At 59.6% G+C, this 327-nt stretch carries 1 protein-coding gene; it reads right to left on the reverse strand.

The window, feature by feature from the left end; genetic code table 11:
- Positions 1-327, reverse strand: a 327-nt coding sequence (locus AC0L3U_RS38880; protein WP_473285316.1) for an MmgE/PrpD family protein, incomplete at both ends; no start/stop codon positions are given.

Here is a 327-nt window from a genome sequence, read left to right on the forward strand (position 1 = left end):
GTAGGCAGCCGTGATACCCGCGACCACGGCTGGGGGAATCCCTTCCTTGATCGTGCTGCCCTCGAACTTGGCGGTTGCGTCTAAGAACACGATCGGTCCTTCGGACCCGGCGATCGCCAAGGCATGAGCAGTTTCTGTTGCATTCAAGCCCAAGAGACGAGAAACAGCGGCCGCAGCCCCGTAGCCGACCCAGCGTCCAGTCGCATACGTCTCGATTGTTGAGAAAGGACGAGAGCACGCGATCCTGAGGGCGATTTCGTATCCGAGTGCGATCGCAGCCATTGTTTCGGAAACAGAAGCGTTAACGGCCTGAGCCACCGCCAAGGC

It is taken from the genome of Bradyrhizobium sp. Kon69 (genome assembly GCF_055807515.1).